At 63.2% G+C, this 24,690-nt stretch carries 28 protein-coding genes; 21 read left to right on the forward strand and 7 right to left on the reverse strand.

Translation table 11 applies throughout. The features are described 5' to 3' along the window. Positions 1-41: 41 nt before the first annotated feature. The 7 genes from lptF to C2134_RS03900 all read left to right on the forward strand — a co-directional run bounded on the left by lptF (position 42) and on the right by C2134_RS03900 (position 7,305). Positions 42-1,142: an LPS export ABC transporter permease LptF gene (lptF, locus tag C2134_RS03870; protein WP_103317677.1), complete on the forward strand. Its 1,101-nt coding sequence runs from the start codon at positions 42-44 to the stop codon at positions 1,140-1,142. Between the two features lie 13 nt (positions 1,143-1,155). Continuing rightward, entirely contained in the window at positions 1,156-2,232 is a 1,077-nt protein-coding gene (gene lptG, locus C2134_RS03875; RefSeq protein ID WP_103317679.1) for an LPS export ABC transporter permease LptG, read from the forward strand. 1 nt (position 2,233) lies between these two features. Then, positions 2,234-4,804, forward strand: a complete 2,571-nt coding sequence (locus C2134_RS03880; RefSeq protein WP_103317681.1) for a [protein-PII] uridylyltransferase — start codon at positions 2,234-2,236, stop codon at positions 4,802-4,804. A 65-nt stretch (positions 4,805-4,869) separates the two neighbouring features. Next, on the forward strand, positions 4,870-5,436 hold the full coding sequence (locus tag C2134_RS03885; protein WP_103317683.1) for a GNAT family N-acetyltransferase: 567 nt from the start codon (positions 4,870-4,872) through the stop codon (positions 5,434-5,436). 16 nt (positions 5,437-5,452) lie between these two features. Further along, positions 5,453-6,232, forward strand: a complete 780-nt coding sequence (locus tag C2134_RS03890; protein WP_103317685.1) for an alpha/beta fold hydrolase — start codon at positions 5,453-5,455, stop codon at positions 6,230-6,232. After that, positions 6,220-6,765, forward strand: coding sequence for a GNAT family N-acetyltransferase (locus tag C2134_RS03895; protein WP_103317687.1), 546 nt, complete (start codon positions 6,220-6,222; stop codon positions 6,763-6,765). Before C2134_RS03890 ends, C2134_RS03895 begins: the two co-directional genes overlap by 13 nt. A 57-nt stretch (positions 6,766-6,822) precedes the next feature. After that, on the forward strand, positions 6,823-7,305 hold the full coding sequence (locus C2134_RS03900; RefSeq protein ID WP_103317689.1) for a MaoC family dehydratase: 483 nt from the start codon (positions 6,823-6,825) through the stop codon (positions 7,303-7,305). A gap of 65 nt (positions 7,306-7,370) precedes the next feature. Here C2134_RS03900 and C2134_RS03905 read toward each other — a convergent pair whose 3' ends face one another. Together C2134_RS03905 and C2134_RS03910 are read right to left on the reverse strand one after the other, a co-directional pair. Further along, on the reverse strand, positions 7,371-8,321 hold the full coding sequence (locus C2134_RS03905) for a GMP reductase (protein ID WP_103317691.1): 951 nt from the start codon (positions 8,319-8,321) through the stop codon (positions 7,371-7,373). Positions 8,322-8,505: 184 nt separating this feature from the next. Then, positions 8,506-9,153 carry a nucleotide-binding protein gene (locus tag C2134_RS03910; RefSeq protein ID WP_233196346.1) on the reverse strand — a complete coding sequence of 216 codons (648 nt, stop codon included), beginning with the start codon at positions 9,151-9,153 and terminating at the stop codon, positions 8,506-8,508. Between the two features lie 145 nt (positions 9,154-9,298). Between C2134_RS03910 and C2134_RS03915 the strand changes: the two genes are divergently transcribed. Then, a complete protein-coding gene (locus C2134_RS03915) occupies positions 9,299-9,958 on the forward strand; it encodes an HAD family hydrolase (protein WP_103317695.1) in 660 nt (219 codons plus the stop codon). A gap of 5 nt (positions 9,959-9,963) precedes the next feature. On the opposite strand, the gene C2134_RS03920 is transcribed toward C2134_RS03915, so the two are convergent. Together C2134_RS03920 and C2134_RS03925 are read right to left on the reverse strand one after the other, a co-directional pair. Then, positions 9,964-10,896 (reverse strand): exopolyphosphatase, encoded by a 933-nt coding sequence (locus tag C2134_RS03920; RefSeq protein WP_103317697.1) that lies wholly within the window; start codon positions 10,894-10,896, stop codon positions 9,964-9,966. A 30-nt stretch (positions 10,897-10,926) separates the two neighbouring features. Further along, the gene (locus tag C2134_RS03925; protein ID WP_103317699.1) at positions 10,927-11,514 is read right to left on the reverse strand and encodes an IMPACT family protein; all 588 of its coding nucleotides are present in this window, start codon (positions 11,512-11,514) and stop codon (positions 10,927-10,929) included. Between the two features lie 105 nt (positions 11,515-11,619). On the opposite strand from C2134_RS03925, the gene C2134_RS22045 reads away from it, so the two are divergent. From C2134_RS22045 to C2134_RS03965, 9 genes are all read left to right on the forward strand, one after another. Then, on the forward strand, positions 11,620-11,748 hold the full coding sequence (locus C2134_RS22045; protein ID WP_255408070.1) for a hypothetical protein: 129 nt from the start codon (positions 11,620-11,622) through the stop codon (positions 11,746-11,748). A 94-nt stretch (positions 11,749-11,842) separates the two neighbouring features. Next, a complete protein-coding gene (locus C2134_RS03930) occupies positions 11,843-12,268 on the forward strand; it encodes an NfeD family protein (protein ID WP_103317701.1) in 426 nt (141 codons plus the stop codon). Positions 12,269-12,277: 9 nt separating this feature from the next. Then, positions 12,278-13,219: an SPFH domain-containing protein gene (locus tag C2134_RS03935; protein ID WP_103317703.1), complete on the forward strand. Its 942-nt coding sequence runs from the start codon at positions 12,278-12,280 to the stop codon at positions 13,217-13,219. Between the two features lie 62 nt (positions 13,220-13,281). Next, positions 13,282-13,815, forward strand: a complete 534-nt coding sequence (locus C2134_RS03940; protein WP_103317705.1) for a septation protein A — start codon at positions 13,282-13,284, stop codon at positions 13,813-13,815. Continuing rightward, positions 13,815-14,117: a YciI family protein gene (locus C2134_RS03945; protein ID WP_103317707.1), complete on the forward strand. Its 303-nt coding sequence runs from the start codon at positions 13,815-13,817 to the stop codon at positions 14,115-14,117. The genes C2134_RS03940 and C2134_RS03945 overlap by 1 nt, the downstream gene beginning before the upstream one ends. Then, entirely contained in the window at positions 14,114-14,380 is a 267-nt protein-coding gene (locus C2134_RS03950; protein WP_103317709.1) for a BolA family protein, read from the forward strand. The genes C2134_RS03945 and C2134_RS03950 overlap by 4 nt, the downstream gene beginning before the upstream one ends. Positions 14,381-14,400: 20 nt before the next feature. Further along, positions 14,401-15,189: a peptidylprolyl isomerase gene (locus C2134_RS03955; RefSeq protein WP_103317711.1), complete on the forward strand. Its 789-nt coding sequence runs from the start codon at positions 14,401-14,403 to the stop codon at positions 15,187-15,189. Between the two features lie 32 nt (positions 15,190-15,221). Continuing rightward, positions 15,222-16,004: a peptidylprolyl isomerase gene (locus C2134_RS03960; protein WP_103317713.1), complete on the forward strand. Its 783-nt coding sequence runs from the start codon at positions 15,222-15,224 to the stop codon at positions 16,002-16,004. Between the two features lie 192 nt (positions 16,005-16,196). Beyond that, on the forward strand, positions 16,197-16,922 hold the full coding sequence (locus tag C2134_RS03965) for a peptidylprolyl isomerase (protein WP_103317715.1): 726 nt from the start codon (positions 16,197-16,199) through the stop codon (positions 16,920-16,922). Between the two features lie 17 nt (positions 16,923-16,939). On the opposite strand, the gene C2134_RS03970 is transcribed toward C2134_RS03965, so the two are convergent. The 3 genes from C2134_RS03970 to C2134_RS03980 all read right to left on the reverse strand — a co-directional run bounded on the left by C2134_RS03970 (position 16,940) and on the right by C2134_RS03980 (position 19,961). Further along, positions 16,940-18,259, reverse strand: a complete 1,320-nt coding sequence (locus tag C2134_RS03970) for a chitinase (protein WP_103317717.1) — start codon at positions 18,257-18,259, stop codon at positions 16,940-16,942. 155 nt (positions 18,260-18,414) lie between these two features. Continuing rightward, on the reverse strand, positions 18,415-19,095 hold the full coding sequence (locus C2134_RS03975) for a DsbA family protein (RefSeq protein ID WP_103317719.1): 681 nt from the start codon (positions 19,093-19,095) through the stop codon (positions 18,415-18,417). A gap of 5 nt (positions 19,096-19,100) precedes the next feature. Further along, on the reverse strand, positions 19,101-19,961 hold the full coding sequence (locus C2134_RS03980) for an MBL fold metallo-hydrolase (protein WP_103317721.1): 861 nt from the start codon (positions 19,959-19,961) through the stop codon (positions 19,101-19,103). Between the two features lie 143 nt (positions 19,962-20,104). On the opposite strand from C2134_RS03980, the gene C2134_RS03985 reads away from it, so the two are divergent. The 4 genes from C2134_RS03985 to C2134_RS04000 all read left to right on the forward strand — a co-directional run bounded on the left by C2134_RS03985 (position 20,105) and on the right by C2134_RS04000 (position 24,430). Then, positions 20,105-21,016 (forward strand): LysR family transcriptional regulator, encoded by a 912-nt coding sequence (locus C2134_RS03985; protein WP_103317724.1) that lies wholly within the window; start codon positions 20,105-20,107, stop codon positions 21,014-21,016. A 163-nt stretch (positions 21,017-21,179) separates the two neighbouring features. Then, positions 21,180-21,959: a class II glutamine amidotransferase gene (locus C2134_RS03990; protein WP_103317726.1), complete on the forward strand. Its 780-nt coding sequence runs from the start codon at positions 21,180-21,182 to the stop codon at positions 21,957-21,959. A gap of 57 nt (positions 21,960-22,016) precedes the next feature. Then, a complete protein-coding gene (locus C2134_RS03995) occupies positions 22,017-23,822 on the forward strand; it encodes a putative nucleotidyltransferase substrate binding domain-containing protein (protein WP_103317728.1) in 1,806 nt (601 codons plus the stop codon). Further along, complete coding sequence (locus C2134_RS04000) at positions 23,822-24,430, forward strand: 3'-5' exonuclease (RefSeq protein ID WP_103317730.1); 609 nt, start codon at positions 23,822-23,824, stop codon at positions 24,428-24,430. Before C2134_RS03995 ends, C2134_RS04000 begins: the two co-directional genes overlap by 1 nt. Positions 24,431-24,690 lie beyond the last annotated feature (260 nt).

Below are 24,690 nucleotides of genomic sequence, written 5' to 3' on the forward strand. Positions count from 1 at the left end.
TCACAATGCTTTTCATAAAAAGTCAAAAAGGCACTGAATAAATGGTTTTTCAAAAAAGCCTGACACGCGAGTTGACTTTCACCGCCCTGGGCGTCTTCGTCGTGTTGTTGGCCATTATCGTATCGACCCAGGCCATCAACATGCTGGGCCGCGCCGCCGAAGGCCAGATCGCCAATGAGGCGATCACGGCGCTGATCGGTTTCTGGACACTGGGATTTTTTCCAGTATTGATGATTTTGACGGTTTTCGTCAGTGTTCTGGTAGTGCTCACCCGCACTTGGCGCGACCACGAAATGGTAGTGTGGCTGTCGGCGGGCCTGTCGCTGCGCGACTGGATCTGGCCCATCATGCGCTTTACCTTGCCGCTGGCCATTCTGGTAGCCGGCGTCACGCTATTCGTCGGACCATGGGCCGACCAGCGCAGCCAGGACTACGCGGAAATCATTAAACGGCGCGAGGAAGTCTCCGCCATCGCGCCCGGCGTCTTCAAGGAGTCCTCCTCCGCCACCAAGGTTTACTTCATTGAAAATTACACTGGCCAAAATAGTGCGGCCTCGAATATTTTCATGCAGGACATGACCGACGGCAAAGTCAGCACGGTATTCGCCAAGCACGGCTACATCACCACCAAGAAAGACGGCGAACGGGTGCTGGTGCTGGAAGACGGCACGCGCTACGTAGGCGACCCGGGCAAGGCCGATTACCAGGTCGGCAAGTTCAAACGCTATACCGCCAGCATAGGCGAAAGCCAGATGGCCACCGGCCCGGCCGGCAATCGCCAGTCCATCCCCACCCGGCAATTGCTGGGCAGCAGCAATCCGGAATACAAGGCGGAACTGGCGTGGCGGCTTTCCATGCCCATCAGCTGCATCCTGCTGGCGCTGCTGGCGCTGCCGCTGTCCTACTACAACCCGCGCAGCGGCCACACCTACAATCTGTTGTTTGCCTTGCTGACATTCTTCGTTTACCAGAACGGCCTCACCGTGGCCCGGAACTGGATCGCGCAAGGCAAGACCGGCGTCTGGTCCATCGCGCTGGTCCATGCCCTGCTGTTGTTGCTGGCGCTGGCCCTGCTCAGACACCGTAACCGCCCCCAGCTTCCGTTCGGCCAATCTCTGGCCCAGATGTTCGGCAAAAACTGACACGTACACACCGATGAAACTGATCCACCGCTACATCATCAGCACGCTGACCCAGTCCACGCTGTTCACTCTGCTGGCGCTGCTGGGCCTGTACGGCTTTTTCGACCTGCTGGGCGAGGTGCCGATGCTCGGTACCGGCAATTACAACGCCGGCGCGATGGCCACCTATGTGGCGCTGCTGGCCCCAGGCCACGCCTATGAGCTAATGCCGCTGGCCGTCTTGATAGGCGGCATGGTGGCGATGACCCAGCTGGCCAGCTCCAGCGAATACACGGTCATCCGCACCTCCGGCGTCACGCTGAAACAGATCGCCGCCACGCTGCTGAAGTTTGGCCTGGGCTTCGCCGTGCTGACCATCGTGCTGGGCGAATTCGTCGCCCCGTGGTCGATGCAGGAAGCCGAACGCGGCAAGCTGACCGCCACCCACTCCATCATCGCGCGCGAATTCCGCTCCGGCACCTGGGTGAAAGACAATCAGAACTTCATCAATGTGCGCGAAATGCTGCCGGACAACACCCTGCTAGGGGTGCGCATCTATACCTACGATCAGGACTTCAAGCTGGTGCGCACCCAATTGGCCGAGCGCGGCACCTTCTCCAAGCAGGACCACGTCTGGCAACTGGAAAACGTCAAGGAAACCGTGCTCTCCAGCGACCACACCACCAGCGCCTTCTATCCCACGCTGCGCTGGAAGTCGATTGTCGAGCCGGCCATTCTGTCGGTGCTGTTGGTGGTGCCGGAACAGATGTCGGCGCTGAACCTGCTGACTTATATCGAGCATCTGAAGAAGAACAAGCAGCAAACCCAGCGCTATGAAATCGCGCTGTGGAGCAAACTGTTCTACCCGCTGGCCTGCATTTCGATGGCGCTGGTGGCGCTGGCCTTCACGCCGCAACAGCGACGCCATGGGCAACTCGGCATCAAGCTGTTCGCCGGCATTTGCCTGGGTGTAAGCTTCCACTTCGTGAACCGCCTGTTCGGCCACCTGGGCCTGCTGTACGACTGGAACGCCATCCTGTCGGCCACCCTGCCCACGCTGATCTTCTTCCTGGGCGGCATCGCCATCATCACGAAACAGGAAAGGCGCTGACATGATGCTTGCGGCCACTCCTCTGCAACACTGGCGGCAGACGCTGGCCGACAAGCGACAACAACTGGCCGAGCGCTACCGCGAAACGCGCGACGCTCAAACCTATCTGCGCCGCTACTGCCACGCGGTGGATGAGGCGCTGCAAACCCTGTGGCGCGAGCAAGGCCTGGACGGCGAGGCCAGCCTGGCGGCGGTGGGCGGCTATGGCCGCGGCCAGCTGTTTCCCGGATCCGACATCGACATCCTGATCCTGCTGCCGGACCCGACGCCGGCCGACATCAACGATAAAGTCACCCGCTTCATCGGCCTGATGTGGGACATCGGCCTGGAGATCGGCCACAGCGTACGCACGGAGGCGGAATGCCTGCGCGAGGCGCAGTCAGACATCACCATCGAGACCAATCTGCTGGAAAACCGCCTGGTGGCCGGGCCGGTCACGCCGTGGCTGCAGCTGATCCAAAAGCTGGAAGCCCAACGCGATCCGCTGGCCTTCTTCGAGGGCAAAACGCGCGAGCAGCAACAACGCCACACCCGGCATTTCGGCGTCAGCAACAATCTCGAGCCCAACCTGAAAGAAAGTCCCGGCGGGCTGCGCGATCTGCACACCATCTTGTGGATCAGCAAGGCGGCCGGCCTGGGCGACAACTGGGACGCGCTGGTGCGGCGCGGCATCCTGACCCTGGCCGAAGCGCGGCTGATCAAGCACAGCGAGGAACAGCTGCAGAAGCTGCGCATCGACCTGCACCTCTTGGCCCGCCGCCGCGAGGACAGGCTGATCTTCGATCTGCAGCAGCAGATGGCCCAGGCCTGGAACCTCTCCGACACCCCGGCCAAGCGCGCCAGCGAGCAGCTGATGCAGCTGTACTTCCGCGCCGCCAAGACCGTGAACCAGCTCAACGGCATCCTGCTGCCGAATCTGCGCGGCCGCATCTACTGCCAGGTGCCGCGCGTCACCCAGCACATCAACGAATACTTCCACGCCGTCAACGGCATGCTGGGCATCCGCGAAGTCAACGTCTTCGACAAGCATCCGCACGCCATTCTGGAAGCGTTTCTGACGCTGCAGCGCCACCCGGAGCTGTCCGGCTTCGCGCCGCGCATGCTGCGCGCGCTGTGGCACGCCCGCAGCCAGATCAACGAGCGCTTCCGCCAGGATGCGCGCAACCGCGCCACCTTCCTGCAGATATTCCGCGAACCGTCCGGCCTCACCCGCACCCTGCGGCGGATGAACCTGTATGGCATTCTGGGGCAATACTTGCCCAACTTCGGCCAGATCGTCGGCCAGATGCAGCACGACCTGTTCCACGTCTACACCGTGGACGAGCACATCCTGATGGTGGTGCGCAATCTGCGACGCTTCGCCATCAGCGCCTACAACCACGAGTACCCGTTTCTGTCGCGGCTGATCAACGACTTCGAACGCCCGGAAGCCTTGTACCTGGCCGGCCTGTTCCACGATATCGCCAAAGGCCGCGGCGGCGACCACTCGCAGCTGGGCATGGCCGACGCCGAAGCCTTCTGCCGCAGCCACGGCTTGCTTGAAGAAGATTGCGCGCTGATCGTCTGGCTGGTGCAACACCACCTGACCATGTCCAGCATCGCGCAGAAGCAAGACATCTACGACCCGGAAACCGTCGGCCGCTTCGCCGAACTGGTGCAGACGCCGCGCCGCCTCGCCGCCCTGTACCTGCTGACGGTGGCCGACATCCGCGGCACCAGCCCCAAGGTGTGGAACGCCTGGAAGGCCAAGCTGCTGGAAGACCTTTACCACGCCACGCTGCGCGTGCTGTCGCGCGGCGGCGAAACCGACATCGCCTCGGAACTCGAAGCCCGCAAGAACCAGGCCCGGGCGCTGCTCCGGCTGCACGCCATCCCGGACGGCGTGGAAGCCGGACTGTGGGCGCAGCTGGACACCGTCTACTTTCTGCGCCACGAAGCCAAGGAAATCGCCTGGCACGCCCGCGTTTTGAACCGCCAGCTCGCGCCCGATGCGCCGCAGGTCAAGGCGCGGCTGGCCGACGACCATGACGGCATCCAGGTACTGGTCTACTCGCCGGACCGGCCGGAACTGTTCGCCCGCGCCTGCGCCTTCTTCGGGCGCACCAATTACAGCATCGCCGACGCCAAGGTCTATACCACGCGCCACGGATATGCGCTGGACACCTTCCATGTCTTCGTGCCGGAACATCACGATGGCGACTACCGGGACATGATCAACTTCATCGAGTTCGAGCTGGCCGCCACGCTGGCGCAGGACAAGCCGCTGCAGTTGCCGCCGCAAGGCCGCATCAGCCGCCATCTGAAGCATTTCCCGATCACGCCGCAGGTATCCATCCGCCCGGACGACAAGGACAATTACTTCATCCTGTCCATCGTGGCCGGCGACCGCCCCGGCCTGCTGGCCCGCATCGCCAAGGTGCTGGCCGATTATCGCCTCAACGTGCAGTCGGCCAAGATCATGACGCTGGGCAGCCGCGCCGAGGACTCTTTCCTGATTTCCGGCCCGGGGCTCAAAGACGACAAGACCGCGTTGGCGCTGGAAGCGGAGCTGATCGCAGCGCTTCGCATCTGAACAATCTAGTTTGAATATCCGGCTCGCTTTGTTACCATTGCATTGCACAATGCAAGGAGCATTAAGTGAGCGCCATCCTGCTGGACATACCCGATCAAATCGAAAGCCGCCGTCTGATTCTGCGCAGCCCGATGCCTGGCGATGGCCCCGCCGTCCACTCCGGCGTCGTGGCCACGCTGGAACAGTTGCGCGCCTGGCCTGCCTCCATGCCCTGGGCGCAGGCAGAACCCTCAGTGGAAGCCTCGGAAACCTTTTGCCGCCAAGGCCGCGTGGACTATCTGGCGCGCAAGAACCTGCCGATGTTGCTGTTTCTGAAAGAGGGCGGCCACTTCATCGGCGCGTCCGGCCTGCACGCCATCCACTGGAAGCACAAACAAGCTGAAATCGGTTATTGGTGCCATCGGGCATGGCAAGGCCAGGGCCTGATCGGCGAGGCGGTGAAAGCCGTGAGCGACTTCGCGCTGACGCGGCTGCAATTTCGCCGCCTGAGCTGCCTGCCCGACACGCTGAACCTGGACAGCCGCCGCGTGGCGGAGCGCGCCGGCTTCCAGCTGGAAGGCATACTGCGCAATGAACGGATCGCCCCGGACGGCAGCATGCGTGATACCGCCCTATATGCCCTGACCAACTAAGCCCTGAAGTTTGATAATGAAATCGCACCGACTCACCCAACCCGCCGCTCATCTGCGCTATCACGATATTCCCGGCCACGGCGCGCCGCTCGTCATGCTGCACGGCATAGGCTGCGCCTCGTCCTTCGACTACCCTCGCCTGCTGGCGGAACCCGGCCTGGCCGGCCGCCACGCCTTGCTGGTCGATCTATTGGGCCACGGCTTCAGCGACAAGCCGGAAGATTTCAGCTACACGCCGCGCGCCCAGGCGCAAGCGCTGGCGCCATGGATCGAACATCTGGACTTGCGCGGCGTTGACCTGTTCGGCCACAGCATGGGCGGCAGCGTCGCCATAGAACTGGCCACGCTGCTGCCGGACCGCGTGCGCCAGCTGGTGGTGGCCGAGCCCAACTTGGACAACGGCGGCGGCACCTATAGCCGCGCGCTGGCGAATTGGGACGAACAGGACTACATCGCCCGGGGCCATCAGGAGATCATCGCAACTTTTGGGGGTGACAATCCCAACTGGGCCGGCAGCATGGCGGTCGCCTCGCCGCAGGCGGTGCACCGCGCGGCGAAAGGACTGGTCCAAGGCAGCCCGGTCAGCTGGCGCGAACAATTGCTGGCATTGCCCATGCCGCGTTACGTGATTTTCGGCGAGCGCTCGCTGCCAGACCCGGATACCGAATGGCTGCCGCAGCATGGCATTGCCATCCGCATCGTCTCCGATGCCGGCCACTCGATGGCCTGGGACAATCCGTCAGGGCTTGCCGCCGCCATTCATGCCGCTCTGGAATTCAACGCATGCCATCCCTGACGCTATCTGGAGATACCCACCGCCTGCGCATCGAGCCCTTGGCGGAAGCGCATGCCGATGAACTGTTCCAGTCGTTTCAGCATCCGGAGCTGTACCGCTTCATTCCGGAACGCCCTCACCGCTCGTTGGAATCGATGCGCGCCGAATACCGCGAATTCGCCGGCGGCGCGCCGGCCGACAGTGGGGAAATCTGGCTGAACTGGGCGATGCGCCTGAAGGCTGACGGCACCGTCATTGGCACCTTGCAGGCCACCCGCTTTGCAGACGGCAGCCAGTGGTTGGGTTATAAACTGGCGCCCAGCCACTGGGGGCAAGGCCTGGCCAGCGAGGCTGTCTCCTGGCTGATTCGCAAGCTGGAAAACTGGCTGCCATATGGCCCCTTGCTGGCAGCTGTCGATAGCCGACACCCAGCCTCGCAGCAAGTGCTGCGCAAAAACGGCTTCGTCAAACTACGGGACGAAGCGGCAGAACTGCATGGCGAGGCCTCGACCGACTGGATTTACATTTACCGATCAATACATTCCACTCTTTGACCATCTGCTCGACTGCCGTTATGCTGGCCTTCTGATTACGTTAACGTAAGTTCAATCATGCTCTACTTCGAAGACCTGCAGCTCGGCCAGCGTTTTTTCAGCGCCAGCCATACCCTGAGCGAGGACGAAATCATCGCCTTCGTCCGCCAGTTCGACCCGCAACCGTTCCACACCGATCCGGCGGCGGCGAAACAAACCATCTTCAACGGCCTGGCCGCCAGCGGGTGGCACACCAGCAGCCTGACGATGCGGCTGGTGGCGGAATCTGAGTTGGGCCGCGCCGCCAACGGGCTGATCGGCATGCAGATCGACAAGATGCGCTGGCCGCAGCCGACGCGCCCCGGCGATACCTTGCAAGTGGAAGTGGAGGTGCTGGACAAGAGGCGCTCTGGCAGCCAGCCCGGCTTCGGCGTGGTGAAGGTCAAGTGGACCACCCGCAACCAGGACGACGCCATCGCCGTGCAGCTGGAGTGCGCCATCTGGCTGCAATGCCGCAGCGTCGCCGCGCAAGACAGGCCGACGCTGGCCCGCGCGGACTGATCGCGGACAAGAAAACGGCCGCGGGCAAAAGCCGGCGGCCGCATCTCGCCCCAGGCGCTATCCGATCAACGGTAGACCTGGATCATCTCCACCTCGCGCAAGGCGGACAGACAATCCCCTCCGGCATAACTGACCGAAGATTGCAGGTCTTCCTGCAGTTCGCGCAGCAGCTTGCCCATGCTGCCCTTGTACTCGACCAGAATCTTCTTGCCTTCCACGTTGACGTAGGCGCCCTTGTTGAACTGCGAGGCGCTGCCGAAGTATTCCTTGTAGTGCTTGCCGCCGATTTCGACGATGTCGCCAGCCGACTCGTCGTAACCGGCAAACAGCGAACCGGCCATGATCATGGTGGCGCCGCACACCAGCGCCTTGGCGATGTCGCCATGCTCGACGATGCCGCCGTCGGCGATCACCGGCACCGTCACCGCGGACACGCAGTCGCGCACGGTGGACACCATCGGACGATGGAAGCCGGTCTTGTTCTTGGTGATGCAGACGCGGCCGCCGGCAATGCCGGCCTTGATCGCGTCGCAACCCCAGCTTTCCAGATCGCGCGCCGCTTCGGCGGTGGCCACATTGCCGCCGATCAGGAAGGTATTGGGGAAATGCTGCTTGATGTGCTTGATCATGCGCTCGGCCTTGACGCACCAGGCGTTGGCGACGTCCAGCGTCATGTATTCGGGCTGCAGGCCGGCGGCTTGCAGCGCCTCCAGTTGCTCGATGGTGTCTTCGTTGACGCCCACGCTGATCGAGGCGAACAGGCCCTTGGCTTGCATGTCGCGGGTAAAGGCGACCGAATCGACATTGAAGCGGTGCATGGTGTAGAACCAGCCCTGACGGGCGAAGAACTCGCAGGTCTCGGCCGATACCACGGATTTCATATTGGACGGATAAACCGGCATGACAAAACGGCGCGGGCCGAATTGCACGGAGGTGTCGCACGACTTGCGGCTGTCCACCACGGTTTTTTTCGGTACCAGGTATACGTCGCCGTAATTGAGTTCGGTCTTGATCATGCGTGTGCTCCCAAAGCTTGAATGAGGTGAACGAAAAAAACAGGGGCCCCAAACAAAGACGGGAGCCGTATAGGCTCCCGATTGCGCGTTCCCCTGCGACGCCTTGGTTTGGCTCGCACGCAGTTACGAATACAAGCTACGCCGATTTTTTCTCCACGTCAAGAGTTATCAGGCAGAATGATTGCTACTTGTCGCACCAGGCCTGCGGATCTTCGCCCAACCAGCGCAAAATCGGCTGCCACGCCTCGCGGTCGCGCTCCGTGCGCGAAGGCGGCAGATCGAACAAGGACATCCCGGCCGACGCGGCCTGCACATACAGCTGGGTATCGCGCAGCCAGGTCAGCACCGGCACTTCGTGGCGGGCCAGAAATTGCTCCAGCTCGCGCGCCGAGCGGGTGCGCGGGTCCACGCGCATGCCCACCACCGCCATGAAGGCCTTGTTCTTGCGGATGGTCTTCTCTTCCAGCATCTGCTCGAAAAAGTCTTCGCTGGCCCACATATCGAACGGCGACGGCTGGATGGGCACGATCACATGCCCCACCTGGGACAGCAAGGCGCTGAGCTTCTTGCCGCGCAAACCGGCCGCGCTGTCCAGCACCACCACTTCCGTGCCCTTGGGCGGCCGCTTGGGCTCGTTGGGCAATACTTCCCAACCGGCAATCGCCGGCAGCGCCGCGTTGCGTTGCGACAGCCAGTGCAAGGAGGTCTGCTGGCGATCCACGTCACCCAACATCACCTTCTTGCCACCGGCTGCAAAGTAGCCCGCCAGATTGGTGGCCAGCGTGGACTTGCCGCTGCCGCCCTTGGGATTCGCTATCAATACCGACCGCACATCATCCTCCCCTTTCCGGTGCATCCGGCCACTATACCAGAGCCATGGCGCGCCGCGCCGGCCCATGACAAAAACAGGCGCTCGACAGCCCGCCGCCGCGGCCGCACAATCGAGCCAGACCAACCCAAGCCCTGAAGGAGACGCAATGCCCCGCAGTTTCGATGCCCTGCTGTTCGACATGGATGGACTGATGCTGGATACCGAACGGCTATCCAACGAGACCTGGCGCCGCGCCGGCGCGGAATTGGGCATAGCGATTCAGGACGAAATGCTGCACGCGATGGTAGGGATGTCGTTCCAGAACTGCATTCGCTTTGTCGAGGACTATCTGGGCGACGCGGAGGCCGCCGACCGCCTGCAAAAGGGGTCGGACCGCCATTATCAGCACATCCTGCGGCATGAGGACATTCCGCTGAAGACGGGCATTCTGGAACTGCTGGACTGGGTCCGGGAACAAGGCATCCCGCGCGCGGTGGCCACTTCGACGCGGCGCCATATCGCCGATATCAAGCTGCAACGCAGCGGCTTGGGAAAATTCTTCGACGTCACCGTGGCCGGCGACGAGGTGGCCCGCACCAAGCCGGCGCCGGACGTCTATCACGACGCCGCCGCCAAATTGGGCGTGGCCTCGCAGCGCTGCCTGGTGCTGGAGGATTCCCGGATGGGGCTGCAAGCCGGCGTGGCCGCCGGCGCGCGGGTAATTTTGGTGCCGGACCTGCTGTCGCCCAGCGACGACGACCGCGCCGCCGCGCTGGCGGTATGCGGCGACCTGCACCAGGCGCTGGAGCTGATCCGCTCGCTGTAAGCGCCTCAGCCCAAACCGCGGATGCGCGCCACCAGCTCGTCCAGCACGTCGTCCGCCTGATCATGCGGCACCTGGCAGGTGCCGGCCGCCTCGTGTCCGCCGCCGCCGTACTGCAGCATCAGCGCGCCGACATTGCTGTGCGAGCTGCGGTTGACGATGGATTTGCCGACGGCGAACACGGTGTTCTGTTTGTTCAGGCCCCACATCACATGGATGGAGACATTGCAGTCCGGAAACAGCGCATACACCATGAAGCGGTTGGTCGGATGGATGATCTCCTCGTTCTGCAGGTTCAGCACCACCACATTGCCGTGCACCCTGGCGCAACGCAGGATCTGCGCCTTGGCCTCGGTTTCGTGCTCGCGATACAAGGCGACCCGCTCCTGCACGTCCGGCAGGCTGAGGATTTCTTCTATCGTATGGTTTCGGCAGTAGCCGATCAGGTCCATCATCAACTGGAAATTGCCCACCCGGAACTCGCGGAAACGTCCCAGCCCGGTGCGCGCGTCCATCAGGTAGTTCAGCAGCACCCAGCCTTTGGGATTGAGGATTTCCTCGATGCTGAATTGGGCGGAGTCGGCCTTGTCCACCGCCGCCATCATTTCATCGCTGATGCCGGGAAAGGTCTGCTTGCCGCCGTAGTGGTTGTACACCACCCGGGCGGCAGACGGCGCGCGCGGGTCGATCACGTAGTTGTCGGCATCCGTGGCGTTGCGCAGCGTCTCCGACAAGTGGTGGTCGAACACCAGATGGGCCTTGGCCACGTAAGGCAGGTTGGTGGTGATGTCGTCGCCGGTGATCTCCACCTTGCCGTCCTGCATGTCCTTGGGGTGGGCGAACTGCACCTCCTTGATCAAACCCAGTTCATTGAGCAGCACGGCGCACACCAAGCCGTCGAAATCGCTGCGCGTCACCAGCCGATACTGTTTCTGCGTCATCTTGCCTGCCTCCCGTTTACCCATCCGCCGTCAATCGTCCGGCTTCGCCTCCAGCGCGCCGGCCATGCCGTCCGCCAATTCCGCCAGCGTCGCGTCCAACCCGGCCTCCGGCAATGCCACCGTCAGCCAGACCCGTTCGGCGTAGCGCTGTTCCAGCACCGTCGCGCCGGCGTCATGGCACAGGCGGCGCAGCCTGGCTTCGCCGGAAAAATCCACCGCCAGCCGCACGCGGCGCATCCGCACCACCGGCAGCAAGCTGGCTTCGGCCAACGCGGCGTTGACAGCTTGAGTGTAGGCTCTGACCAAGCCGCCCGCACCCAGCTTGATGCCGCCGAAATAGCGCACCACCACCGCCAGCACATTGGCAATTTCACGATGCTGCAATACGTTATACATCGGTTTGGCCGCGGTGCCGGAAGGTTCGCCATCGTCGTCCAGCATGGAATCGCCGGCGCACAGCAGCACCGCGCAGTAATGGCGGGCATCGGGCCAGCGCTGGCGGATGTCGCGCAGCGCCGCTTCCGCCTCCGTCCGGCTGGACACGGGCTGCACGATGCCGATGAAGCGGCTCTTGCGGATTTCCACCTCGGCGCAGGCCATGGCTTCCAGTTGGAACATTTATCGCACCCAGCAGTCTGAATAGGGCGGGCATTGTAACGCCGTGGCCGCGGAGCGCCCAATTACGGTCTAGACTGAAAGCGGGAAATCTCATGGAGAAGCGCCATGAAAACCTTGCTGCTGTCCTCCGCGCTGGTAGTGGCCGGCCTTTGGCTGTTCATCCAGAAGTTCTGGCTGCAAAGCGAGGACGCCATCCACCTGTCGCACTATTTGCCGGACCGCGATCACGTCTGAATCCCCGCAAGCTGACAAAGGCTGATTATTCAGCTCGTTGTCATTTTCAGTGAATGGCCCGACAATGACGCCGTGGCCATCTAGCGGGAAACCCATGTCGCAAGCCCTCACCTTCTGGCTGGTCGGCGCGCTTGTCGCGCTGATCGCCGAATTCATGTCCGGAACCTTCTATCTGCTGATGGTGTCTTTGGCCATGGCCTGCGGCGGCCTCGCCGCCTGGCTGGGCGCGCCGGAACTTTGGCAATGGCTGCTCGCCAGCGTCAGCGGCATCGCGGGAGTGCTGCTGGTGCGCCAGCGCCGCCGCCGGATCGCCGCCCCGCCGCGCCCCCAGGATGATCCGGACTGGGGGCGGCAGGTGGAAATCCTTGCGCTCACCTCGCCAGGCCATGCCCGCATCCATTACCGCGGCGCGGAGTGGGATGCCGAGCTGCTGGATCCGGCGCTGCATGCCGGCGCCACCGGCTACATCGCCGGCCGCCAAGGCAATCTGTTCAAAATCGCGTCCACACAACCCGAATAAGAGTCCACCATGGAAATCGCCCTGATCCTGTTCCTGGCCGTTGTCGTCTTCATTTTCAAATCGCTGGCCATCGTGCCGCAGCAGCATGCCTTCATCGTCGAGCGCCTGGGCCGCTATCACGCCACCCTGACGCCGGGCCTCAACATCATCACCCCGTTCATCGACCGCATCGCCTACAAGCACAGCCTGAAGGAAGTCCCGCTGGATGTGCCCAGCCAGATCTGCATCACCCGCGACAACACTCAGTTGAAAGTGGACGGCATCCTCTACTTCCAGGTGACGGACGCCAAGCTGGCCTCCTACGGCACCAGCAACTACATCGTCGCCATCACCCAGCTGTCGCAGACCACGCTGCGCTCGGTCATCGGCAAGCTGGAGCTGGACAAGACCTTTGAAGAGCGCGACGACATCAACCGCACCGTGGTGGCTTCGCTGGACGAGGCCGCGATCAACTGGGGCGTCAAGGTGCTGCGCTATGAAATCAAGGACTTGGTGCCGCCGCAGGACATCCTGCACGCGATGCAGGCGCAGATCACCGCCGAGCGGGAAAAGCGCGCCCGCATCGCCCAATCCGAAGGCGTGAAGGTAGAGCAGATCAACCTGGCCACCGGCGCGCGCGAGGCTGCCATCCAGAAGTCTCAGGGCGAAATGCAGGCCACCATCAACAACTCCGAGGGCAACAAGCAGGCTGCCATCAACCAGGCCAAGGGCGAGGCCGAAGCCATCCGCCTGGTGGCCGACGCCACCGCCGACGCGATCAACCGCATCGCCGGCGCCATCCGCACCGATGGCGGCCTGGAGGCCGTCAACCTGAAAGTGGCCGAACAATACATCGCCGCCTTCGGCAAATTGGCCAAGGAAAACAACACCATCATCATGCCCAGCAACGTCGCCGACGTCGGCGGCCTGGTGGCCAGCGCGCTCAGCGTCGTCAAACAAACTAACCGTTAACTCAGGAAAACTCGGGCTGGCGCGGCTTGAATATGCCGGCGTCAGCCCGCATAATCACCCGCATGAAATTTTTTACCGACCTCCTCCCCGTCCTGCTGTTCTTCGGCGCCTACTGGCTGACCCGCGACATGTTCGTCGCCACCGGCGTGGCCATCGCCGCCACCGTCGTCATGGTGGCCTGGGCCTGGTACAAGCACCGCAAGGTGGACACCATGCAATGGATCAGCCTGGGGCTGATCGTGGTGCTGGGCGGCGCCACCCTGCTCTTGCACGACAAGCACTTCATCATGTGGAAGCCCACCGTCTTGTACTGGGTGATGGGCGGCGGTCTGCTGATCAGCGATTTCGCCGGCAAGAACGGCCTGCGCATGATGATGGGCCAGCAGATCAGCATGCCGGACCCGGTATGGCGCAAGCTCACCTGGGCCTGGTGCGGCTTCTTCGGCTTCATGGGCGCGCTGAACCTGTTCGTCGCTTACCATTTCAGCGAAGACGTCTGGGTCAACTTCAAGCTGTTCGGCGGCATGGGACTGATGCTGCTGTTCGTGATCGCCCAGAGCCTGTTCCTGGCCAAATACATCGAGGAAAAGAAATAATGCTGTATGCCATCGTCGCAGCAGACGCGCCCGGCACGCTGGACAAGCGCCTCGCCGCCCGCCCTGACCATCTGGCCCGGCTGCAGGCGCTGCAGGACGCCGGCCGCCTGACGCTGGCCGGCCCGTTCCCGGCCATCGACAGCATCGATCCCGGCCCGGCCGGCTTTTCCGGCAGCCTGATCGTCGCCGAATTCCCGTCGCTGGCCGAGGCGCAAGCCTGGGCCGACGCCGATCCCTACCGCGCCGCCGGCGTCTACGCCAGCGTCGAGGTCAAGCCCTTCCGCCAGGTATTCCCGGCATGAGCGACACCGTGCAACTGCTGGAAACGGCGCTGCAGGTGCTTGCGCCGGAGCATCTGGACATCCAGGACGACAGCGCCCTGCACGCCGGCCACGCCGGCGCCAAGGGCGGTGGCGGCCACTATACGTTGACGATAGTCAGCGCCCGCTTTGCAGGCCTGGGCCGCGTGCAACGCCACCGGCTGATCTACCAAACCCTGGGCGAACTGATGACCAGCCGCGTGCATGCGCTGGCCATCCGCGCGCTCACTCCAGAAGAACTCTGAATTTCTACCAAAGGGCTAACATGAAGCACTCCCGTATCGCCGCGCTGCTGTTGGCAGCCTCGATCAGTCTGCCGGCAGCCGCCGAATCGATCGCCGTGGTCAACGGCGTTTCCATCGACAAGTCCGAACTGGACGCGGCCGTCGCCAATGTGGTGCAAAGCAACGGCGGCCGGGTGCAAGACTCCCCGGAGCTGCGCGAACAGCTGAAGAATTCGCTGATCAGCCGCCAAGTCATCCTGCAGGAAGCCGCCCGCCGCGGCCTGGACAAACAGCCGGAATTCGTCAAACGCCTGGACGAAGCTCGTTCCGAGCTGCTGCGCGACGCGCTGTTCGCCGACATCGCCAACAAGGCCAGCATCAGCGATGCCGACATCAAGGCCCGCTACGATCAGGAAGTCGCCAAGTACGCCGGCACCAAGGAACTGCACGCCTACCAGATCACCCTGTCCAGCCAGGCCGACGCCCAAAAGCTGATCGCCCAACTGAAGAAGGGCGGCAAGTTTGAAGAGCTGGCCAAGACCCGCTCGATCGATCCCAACGCCAAGCAAACCGGCGGCGACATGGGCTGGGGCAATCTGTCTCGCATGGAGCCCAAGCTGGCCGAAGCGCTGAAGGCCATCCCCAAGGGCCAGGTCAGCGCCCAGCCGTTCCAGTCGCAGCTGGGTTGGCATGTGTTCAAGGTAGCCGACATCCGCGACGCGCAAGTGCCGTCGCTGGATCAAGTCAAGCCTCAGCTCGCCCGCCAGTTGCAGGAAGAAGCCATTGCCAAGGCCGTGGAAGACCTGCGCGCCAAGAGCAAGATCCAGTAACACCCCCGATACCGAATCAGGAATCAAACAGAATGCGTAAAATCCTGCTGCATACCGCCCTCGTCGCCGCTTTCGCCGGCAGCGCCATCGCCGTAGCCGGCCCGACCGTCAACGGCCAGCAGATCTCCGACGTCCGCATCGACGCCGTGGCCAAGATGATGGAAACCCAAGGCCAGAATGTCACCCCGCAAGCTCGCGATCAGATCAAAGACCAGTTGATCACCGCCGAAGTGCTGCGCCAGGAAGCCGTGAAAAAGGGCCTGGACAAGTCTGCGGAATTCAATGCCGAGCTGGCCAATATGCAGGCGATGGCGCTGGCCAACCGTCTGATCAAAGACTTTGAGAAGGCCAACCCGGTCAGCGACGCCGATCTGAAGGCCGAATACGACAAGCTGGTGGCTTCGGTTCCGGAAACCAAGCAGTACCACGCGCGCCACATCCTGGTGAAGACCGAAGCCGAAGCCAAGGCGGTGATCGAAGCGCTGAAGAAGGGCAAGTCCTTCGACAAGCTGGCCAAGGAAAAGTCCATGGACCCGGGCAGCAAGGCCAATGGCGGCGATCTGGGCTGGCAGGAAGCCGGCACCTTTGTCGCGCCGTTCTCCGAGGCGATGAGCAAACTGGCCAAGGGCGAAGTGACCGCCTCTCCGGTGAAAACCGAGTACGGCTGGCACGTGATCAAGCTGGACGACATGCGCACCCAGCGCAACGTGCCGTCGCTGGATGACATCCGTCCGCAGTTGACCCAGCGCGTGATGGGCGCCCGCATCGAGAAATACGTTGCCGATCTGAAGGCCAAGGCCCAGGTTCAGCAATAATCCGCGCCATGCTTCAACAACGGGGACGGCTTGCCGTCCTCGTTTCGTTTAGGCGGACTTGACAGCCCGCGCCGTCCCGCTTACCTTGCCGGCACATCGTCGCGCAGGCCCGCCCTGCCCTTGTCACCGGCTGCCGCAGGCAGCCTCATTCGGAAATGCCGCCTCGATGGCTGCTCCGCACAGGAAATTCTCATGACCATTACCGTCAACGGCGTTGAAATCAGCGAAGAGATGATCGCGTCCCAACTGGACCACTATGCCGACACGCCCAGCCCGCGCGACACCGCGATCCAGCAACTGATCCTGCACACCCTGCTGGTGCAGCAGGCCAAGAGCGAAGGCCTGGACGTCTCCGACGAGCAACAAGCCATCCAATCGCTGCTGGACAGCAAGCTGCAGGTGCCGACCATCGACGAAGCCAGCTGCCGCGAATTCTACGAACAGTACCCGGAACGCTTCAGCGCCGGCGACAGCGCCGTGGCCAACCACATCCTGCTGCCCAAGGGCGAAGGCCTGGAAGCCGGCCTGATCAAAGCCAAGGCTGAAGGCATCCTGGCTGAAGTCCAGGCCAATCCGTCGCGCTTCGCCGCGCTGGCACAAGAGCATTCCACCTGCCCGTCCGGCAAGCAAGGCGGCAGCCTGGGCCAGTTTGGCCGCGGCCAGATGGTGCCGGAATTCGAACAAGCGGTGTTCAGCACCGCGGCCGGCGAAATCACCCCCAACCTGGTGGAAACCCAGTTCGGCTACCACATCATTCAGGTGGAGCAACGCGTGGAAGGCGGCAAGATCAGCTTCGACGAGATCAAGGAACGCCTGCAGCATTACCTGACCGACCTGGCAGTCAATCAAGCCATGCACGAATACCTGAACGGCCTGGTATCGGCTGCTCAGATCAGCGGTTATCAGATGAACGCCTAAGCGGCCATCCAGCCAGCTTATCGGGCCGCCGGCTTCTTGCCGGCGGCCTTTTTCATGCTCGCCGCCGCCGGCAGCTGATGCAGGCTGGCCGCCACCGGCTTGGAGAAGCTGTAGCCGTCGTGCCGGTCCCAGTTGATCGACCACGTCATCACGCCGCGGAAGGTCGGATAGGCTTGCGCCGGCAGCACCGTGCCGCAGCCTTGCAAGGCGGTCAGGCAGCTCAGCGCCTTGGCCACGATGTCGGTCGTGACAAAGCCGGAATTAGCCGAACTGCGGCCGGACGGCACGCCAAAGGCCACCTGATCCGGCCGCAGTCCTTTGAAATTGCCGGACGCGCCGTTTGAGATGGGGAAACCCTCGATCAGCATTTTGCTGCCGCCCACCAGCATGTCCACCGAGCCCTCGGCCAGCGCGCCGTTGGAATACGGCGTATACAGCCCGCCGTTGTTGTAATACTGGACATGAATCACCGACAGGTCGTCGCGCAGGCCGTCGATGATGGGGAGATAGGCGCCCCAGTTGCCGCCGTAAGCGACGAAGCCGCCCTGCACATAGGGGTGTTCCGGCGCCATGGACAGGTAGAAACTCGGCCCCACCTTGGCCTTGAGCTGCTTCACCGCGCTGACCAGATTGCTGACCACCGGCGCGCCCACCACGATGCCGCTGCCGCTCTCCAGATCCAGGTCTATGCCGTCGAAACCGTATTGAGTGAGGATGCCGTACAGGCTGTTGACGAAGTTCTGCACTTGGGCGGCGTTGTTCAGCGTCACCGAGCCATTCTGTCCGCCCAACGACAGCACCACCTTCTTGCCCTTGGCCTGCAGCGTGCGGATGTCCTGAGAGAACTGGGCCGCGCTGCCGGCGCCCGGGTCCAGCGTGAAGCTGACATTGCCGTTGCCGGCATCGTCGGCGAAGGCCACCACGACCACATCCCAGTCCGCGCTGACCTGAGACAACGGGAAAGCCGGGCCGCTGGGATTGGCGAAGTTGTGCCAATAGCCGATCAAAGCATGCTTGGCAAAAGCCGCGCCATTGCTCGGCGGCGGGCTGGGCGGCGTGGGAGGACTCGGCGGCGTCGGCGGGGTGGGGTCGCCGCCGGCGCAGCTGCCGCCCGACGCCCACAAGGTCGGCGTGGCCGGCGGATTCCAATTGGCGCCGACGTAGGCCGTATGCGCCACCAACGCCGTGTAATTGGCATTGCTATAGCTGACGACATCGCCCACCTTGTAAGTCGCGCCCTCGGCCCAGACCGGGCAGTCCGCTTGCGCTATCTGGCCCCAGAACAGCAGCAGCGCCAGGCCGATGGCGCGCAGAATGTTGTTGAATCCTTGATGCATGGTCTGCCTCCTCGTATCGAGTTGAACCAATTGGTATTTAATTGGTATTTCAGACTATGCTATCCATATCAATTTTCAACATCAAAATGCCAAATTTCTAAATCCAATAAAAAAGCCGCGTCCCATATGGGACACGGCTTGATATCAACCCATGCTCAGCGGCAACGGTCAGGCGTACAGAACAGCGCGTCATCTGCCGCCGCCGGTTTCGGCAACCGTTCCCGCAGGGCGGCTGCCAGTTGCTCCGGCCTGCCGAACCAGGCGGACAATTCCAGCCGCTCCCGTTGTCCATCCTGCTCCAGCACCACGGACGGGAAACCATGCAACCCCCATTGGGCCATCAGGCGGCGGCTCTCAGCGATATGCCGCTCCGCCTCGGTCCGCGCCGCGCTCCAGGCCTGGGCAAATGCCGCCGCGTCGGCGCCCTGCTCCGCCGCCAGTTCGCTCAACACTTCGAATTCGGCGATGCGCCGTCCCTCCTGATAATGGGCGCGCTGGATGCGGGCCAGCATGGCCAGCGGCTCCAGGCCCAGTTTGCCGGCCGCCAGAATGGCAGCGATGGGCGGGTCCGACGCCAACGGCGCGCCGATATCGTTCAGCAAGCCATTGAAGTAGGCGTCACCGAAAGGTTGGCCGCTCATCTGGGCGATGCGCGCGTCGTGCGGCATCACGTAGCCGCGCCACTCCGGCGTGATGGTGCGGCCTTCCGCTTCGTCTATCATGCCGCCGGCGTGCATGATCAATTCCAATCCCGGCACAGCGGCCGCCACCTTCAGCAAGGGAGAGGCGCCGTAGCACCAGCCGCAAAGTGGGTCGTAGAAATAATGCAGTTTCATCTGGCTTACCACTTCATCTCGCCCTTGCGCACCTTGGCGCCCAGTTCCAGCGTGGACACTTCGGCCGCGTTCGGATAGGCCTGCTTCATCGCCTCGATCAACTCGCCGCTGTTGGCGGTGGCGGCATTTTTGGCTTCAAAAGTTTTCAGGTAATCGCGGGTGTAGCGGATGGCGGATACGTCCATCTTGTCGCCGGCGATCATATGGCCCGGCACCACCACGGCCGGCTTCAGCGCCTCCATATCGTCCAGCTGCTTGTACCAGCCCTTGCGCTCGGCGTCGTTCTGGGTGTCGGCGGTCCACACATGCATGCCGGAGTACACGCCGACATTGCCGACAATGGCGCGGATGGACGGAATCCATACATAACCGCGGTGGGCCATCACGCCCTTGGTGTCGCGCAGTTCCAGCGCCTTGCCTTCCAGCATGATCTTGTCGGCCTTGATTTCAGTCGGCAGCAGCGGATTGGCCTGCGGCGCGTTGGCGCCCATCTTCGGCCCCCAGAACGCCACCTTGCCCTTCACATTGCCCTTGATGTGGGCCAGCACTTCCGGCGCGGCCACCAGCTCGGCCTTGGGGAAGATCTGCTTCAGCACCGAGGCGCCGAAGTAGTAGTCCGGATCGGCCTGGCTGACGTAGATGGTTTTCAGGTTTTTGCCGCTGTCCAGCACGCGAGCGGCGATGCGGTAGGCGTCGGCGCGGGTGAAGCCGGTGTCAATCAGCACGGCGTCCTTGTCGCCGGTCACCAGCACCGAGCTGACGTTGAAGCTGTTGCTGTCGGCGTTGTAGACCGACAGCTTGAGATCGCCCGCATGGGCGAAACCGGCAGCGGCGAGAGCGGCGGCGATCAGGGTTTGACGGATCATGGTGGGACTCCTTCAGTCTTATGCCGGCGCCCGCCGGCGGGGTTGCACTGCGAATCAGTGAAGATGCGCACACTATAAGCTTAGTAATCGCACCAATAAATGGCTTAAAATGCACATTATTGTTTCAAAAAACGAGCATATAAATGGACAGGCTGACCGCGATGCAAGTGTTCGCCGAAGTCGCCCAGCTGGGCAGCTTCACCGCCGCCGGCGACAAACTCGACATGTCCCGCCCCATGGTCACCCGCTATGTCGACGAGCTGGAACAGTGGCTGGGCGTGCGGCTGCTGCAGCGCTCCACTCGCAAGGTCACGCTCACCGACGCCGGCCTGGCCTGCTTGGCGCGCTGCCAGCAGATGCTGGAACTGGCGGCCGAAGTGCGGGCCGACGCCAGCCAGCGCGACGGCCAGGTGCGCGGCTTGTTGCGGGTGGCGGCCAGCACTTCGTTTGGCCTAGCGGTGCTGGGCGGCTTGATGGCCGAATTCAGCGAACGCCACCCGCAGCTGCGCATCGACCTGCAATTGGGCGACCGCGCCGTCAACCTGATTGAAGAAAGAATAGACCTGGCCATCCGCATCACCAATGAACCTGATCCGGGCCTGGTGGGACGGCGGCTATGCGACTGCCGCTCGCTGGCGGTGGCTTCGCCCGCTTATCTGGCCCGCCACGGCATGCCCGGGCATCCGCTGGATCTGGAAAACCACCGCTGCCTTAGTTACAGCAACTTCGGCCGCAGCGAATGGCGCTTCCGCCAGGGCACAGAGGAACAGCGGGTCAGAGTCAGCGGCGCCATCAGCGCCAACGAAGCCAGCGCGCTGCTGTGCGCCGCGGTCGCGGGCGGCGGCATCGCCCTGCAACCCAGCTATCTGGCCGCGCCCTACGTCCGCCGCGGCGAACTGGTGGCGCTGCTGCCAGACTGGCAGCCGCAGCTGATGGGAATTCATGCGCTGTATCCGTCGCGCCGCCTGCTGCCGCTGGCGCTGCGCAGTCTGCTGGACTTTTTGGTGGAAAAGCTGGGCGGACCGCTGCCGCCGTGGGACCGCGCCGCCGGCTAAGCCGCTGCCGCTTAGATCTTATCAGCATGAAGAAGTGACTTTTCGAGCCAAATGGCTATTGGCAATTGCCGGTTGCCGCAAGATCGCCTAAGCTCAGCTACATCCGATATGCCGGCCGCCCGCCGGCAGTGACGCAAACCGTTAATGAAGTGGAATCAGATCGATGTGCCAGCTGCTGGGCATGAATTGCAATATCCCGACCGACATCCTGTTCTCGTTCGAGGGCTTCCATCGCCGCGGCGGCCTGACCGACCACCATGCCGATGGCTGGGGCATCGCCTTCTTCGAACAGAAGGGGTGCCGCGTTTTCCTGGATGACAAACCCTCGGTCGAATCGCCGGTGGCCGAACTGGTGCGCCGCTACCCGATCAAGTCCGAGAACGTCATCGCCCACATCCGCAAGGCCACCCAGGGCAAGGTCAACCTGGCCAACACCCACCCGTTCATGCGCGAGATGTGGGGCCAGTACTGGATCTTCGCCCACAACGGCAATCTGGAAGACTTCCAGCCGGAAACCGGCGAGTATTACCGCCCAGTGGGCACCACCGACTCCGAACGCGCCTTCTGCCACCTGATGGAGCGGCTGCGCGCCAAGTGGTCGCAGCCGCCGGAGCTGGAAACGCTGTTCAAGGAAGTCGCCGCGCTGGCGGCGGAAATCGGCAGCAAGGGCGTGTTCAATTTCATGCTGAGCAATGGCGAGGTTTTGTTCGCCCATTGCTCCACCCATCTGCACTACATCATCCGCCGCGCGCCGTTCAACACCGCCCACCTAGTGGACAACGACGTCAGCGTCGACTTCGCCACCGTCACCACGCCGCGCGACCAGGTGGCGATGATCGCCACCCAGCCGCTGACCGACAACGAGCACTGGACGGCGCTGTCGCCCGGCGAACTGATCCTGTTCCGCGACGGCGCGCCGCTGCTGACGCACAAGACGGACTGACATCCAGGCGGAGATTGGCGGTATGCTGAGGGTAAGCCTTCTACGACCGGATCCGCCATGAGCCGCTTCGACTTCAGCCAGCCGCCGTTCGACACGCTCGGTCCCGCAGAGCGCGACGCGCTCGAGGCCCGCGCCGACATCGTCTACTTTCCCGACGACGCGCTGGTCATCGGCCCGGGCCAGGCCATAGATGCGCTGTACATGGTGATCAAAGGCAAGGTGTGCGAGCTGGCCGGAGACGAAGTGGTTTCGCGCTACCATCCGCGCGACAGCTTCGACACCCGCGCGCTGATCGCCGGCCAGACGCCGCACCGCTTCGTGGTGGAGGAAGAAGCCCTGCTGCTGGCGCTGCCGCGCGCCGAGCTGCTGGCGCTGACCGAAAGCCATCCGCGCTTCGGCGCCTATTTCTACGCCAGCGTCTCGCAAAAGCTAGGCATGCTGGCGCAGCGCGCCGGCACCCGCGAACTGCAAACGCTGCTGACCGCCACCGTGCGCGACGCCGGCTGCCGCCAGCCGGTATTTGTCGACGCCGCCGACAGCATCCGGGACGTAGCTGCCGCCATGAAAGCGCAGCGCAGCAAATCCGTGCTGGTGCGCGATGGCGAGCGGCTGGGCATCTTCACCACCACGGATTTCCGCGACGTGATCCTGGACGGCGTGGACAGCGCCGAACCGATAGGCCGCCACTGCGGCTACCAATTGCTGACCATAGACATCGACGATTTCCTGTTCAACGCCTTGCTGTTGATGACGCAGCGCAATCTGCGCCGGCTGGTGGTGACGGAACACGGCCGGCCGGTCGGCATCCTGGCGCAGGTCGACGTGTTGTCCTACTTCTCCAACCACTCCCATTTGATCGCGCAGCGGCTGGAGCGCGCCAGCAGCCTGGATGAACTTGCCGACATCGCCAGCCAGATCGACCGACTGATCGGCATCCTGTCCGGCCACGGCGTGCGGCCGCTGCAACTGGGACGGCTGGTGCAGGCGCTGAACGCGCGGCTGTTCGCCCGCGCCTGGCGGATGATCGCGCCGGCCGAACTGGCGGACAACAGCTGCCTGATTGTGCTCGGTTCGGAAGGCCGCGGCGAGCAAATCCTCAAGACCGATCAGGACAACGCGCTGCTATTGCGCGACGGCGTTCCCCCTGAAAGCGTGGCGGAATATTGCGACGCCTTCTCCGCCGCCCTCGCCCGCTTTGGCTACCCGCCCTGCCCAGGCGGCGTCATGGTCAGCCACCCCGAATGGCGATTGACCCGCGCCGCCATGCGCGACCGCATACACGGCTGGCTGGCCCAGCCCAGCGGCGAGGGCATGATGCAGCTGGCGATCTTCTGCGACGCCGAAGCGGTATGCGGCGACGCCTCCTTGCTGGCCGACTGTCGCGGCTACCTGCGCGAACGCTTGCAGGACGACGCCGGCTTCTACGCCCGCTTCGCCCGCGCCATCGATCAGTTCGACACGCCGCTGGGGCCGTTCGCCCGGCTGCGCACCCGCGAACGCGATGGCCGCGACACGCTGGATTTGAAAAAAGGCGGCATTTTCCCACTGGTGCATGGCTTGCGCGCGCTGGCGCTGGAATACGGCATCGACGAAACCGGAAGCCACGCCCGCGCGCAGGCGCTCGCCGCCGCCGGGCGGCTGGAATCCTCTTTGGCCAACGACATCGTGGAGGCGCTGGGCGTGTTGTCGCAATTGCGGCTGGACCAGGGGCTGCGGCGCATCGAGGCGGCCCAGCCTGCAGACAATCTGATCGAGCCGGAACGGCTATCCTCGCTGGAAAGAGACCTGCTGAAGGAGGCGCTGGCCGTCGTCAAGCGCTTCAAGGCGCAACTGCGCCACCACTATCGCCTGGGTAGCCTGTAATGCTGCGCCAATGGCACCGCCGCTGGCTGCTTGCCCGGTTGCGCGATCCGGCCTGGCGCCATGTATTCGACGAACACCCGGAGGAGCTGGTCAGCCTCGATTGCGAAACCACCAGCCTAGACGTCAAGCAGGCCGAGCTGCTGTCGATAGGCGCCGTCAAGCTGCGCGGCAACCGCATCCTCAGCAGCGAATCGCTGTACCTGCTGGTCAAACCGCAAACCCTGCCGCAAGGCGACAATATCGCCATCCACGGCTTGCGCCGGCGCGATCTGGACGAAGGCATGGAACCGGCGCAGGCCGTGCGGCAGCTGCTGGATTTCATCGGCGGCCGGCCATTGCTCGGCTACTACCTGGAATACGATGTGGCGGTATTGAACAAATACGTGAAGCCACTGCTCGGCATTGCCCTGCCGCAACGGCAGATCGAGGTTTCCGCCCGCTACTACGACTATAAGTTCAAGCAAAACCCCGGCGCCTATATCGATCTCAGGCTGGCCGAGCTGTACCGCGACCTCGCCATCCCCGCCCCGCCGCGACACGACGCGCTGAACGACGCCCTGGGCGTGGCCATGCTGTACCAGGCGCTGCGCCAGCGCGGATTCGGTTAAGCGCCGACGCCGCCTTGGATACGGCGCTGTGCGAGCTTGGGTTGCAGGCGCCAAACCCCACTCAGGCGCATGACAAAATATTTGTAAACATTTGCCTCTCCTCTTAGCTCATTTCTGGCACGCGCCTTGCTGACACCCATAGCGGCAAGCCATTGTTCCGGCAAGAAAAATCGGCAAATAGACGCTTTGATACCGGCATGGCGGCAAGCGACAGCGGCAAAGCGGCAAAAATTGCAGCCCCGCCGCCCAGGACAGCAGCT

Source organism: Chromobacterium sinusclupearum, from assembly GCF_002902845.1.
In the GTDB taxonomy this organism is placed as follows: Bacteria; Pseudomonadota; Gammaproteobacteria; order Burkholderiales; family Chromobacteriaceae; genus Chromobacterium; species Chromobacterium sinusclupearum.